This window comes from Allomesorhizobium camelthorni, from assembly GCF_011045125.1.
GTDB classification, from domain to species: domain Bacteria; phylum Pseudomonadota; class Alphaproteobacteria; order Rhizobiales; family Rhizobiaceae; genus Allomesorhizobium; species Allomesorhizobium camelthorni.
The window spans coordinates 1-1126 of record NZ_JAAKZF010000268.1; the positions used below are offsets into that span (position 1 = coordinate 1).

Here is a 1126-nt window from a genome sequence, read left to right on the forward strand (position 1 = left end):
CGGACTTTAGGAATATTTATCTTAATCTGATCGGATACAAGTTTGGCCTTGGTGGCACTCAGAACAAAATTAAGAGAGCGTCTTATCTCAAGGTGTTGTGCACCCTGAAAACTTTTGTCAAACAGAGCTAAGAGTATGACAACAACACAGGAAATTGTATTTCTCTGACGGGTTGTCCATTTTCCAAACTTGCCGTTGGCGCGATCCCAAAGCAGTATATCACTTACGCTGTCCGTCATTCGAAAAGTTTTAGCAGAGCCGTGAACGGCTTTTGATAGCTCCGCATATTCCTTCTCCAAGTCATTGACACTCGAAACCGCGCAATCATATCCTTCTAGGTCCGGGTGCGAGGACATAAATTTTGCCAGATCGCGGAAGCCTATTCTATATTTTCCACGCTCCCAAAGCTTCAATTCAATTGGGTGACTAACGTAATATAAGGCGCAAAGGCTATTTTCGGCAAAACTTCGAAGAGACTGTAGCGACAATCTCCATGAACCAAAAGTCGCTCCTACATGCGAAAGAACAGCGTCGTTTTGAGCCTCCAAGAGGAATTTTCTAGACTCTGGGTCGAACGACGCCGACACCACCGAAATCACTCCGTTCAGCGCTGATAATCTGGCAAAACTTTCGACATGCAACTTGTCCTTCGACAGATGTTTGGCGTTGTCAACTAGATCGGCCAACCAGTCTTCATAGAAGCGCATCGAGTTAGCAGCAATCTCACGCTCAATCGAACTTCGGCCTGAGGAGTAACCTGAGGGCATTTTGTAATTCCGGTGAGGTGTTGGGGCGCGAGGTCATAGCGTCCTGGCTTATACGACGACGGGATTCAGGACTCTCCTCAAGATGCTTGAGAATTTTACCAAGTATGTCACGAGAGGCATCACGCGGCCGAACATCAATGGGCAAATTGTACTGACTAATGAGCGACAACCACTGGCTCTTTCCTAAACTCGACAGCGCCACCAACGTGGAAAGCGCTGTCGGAATATCATCGACGCTTTTAACTGACCTCCCGCTTAGGAATGCACCCAAGTCTTCATTCGGTCCATTCTTCAGAAAGCGCGCCAAGGCATTAAGTGATTTTGCAACATCGTGTGTTTTCATTATAAACCAAGCTTTT

At 46.6% G+C, this 1126-nt stretch carries 2 protein-coding genes; both read right to left on the bottom strand.

All coding sequences use genetic code 11. The annotated features are described in order from the left end of the window. A partial coding sequence (locus G6N73_RS35805) for a hypothetical protein (protein ID WP_165034563.1) occupies positions 1–767 on the bottom strand: 767 nt, incomplete at its 3' end. Then, on the bottom strand, positions 730–1126 hold a 397-nt coding region (locus G6N73_RS35810; RefSeq protein WP_206079278.1), incomplete at its 5' end, for a hypothetical protein. The genes G6N73_RS35810 and G6N73_RS35805, both read right to left, overlap by 38 nt.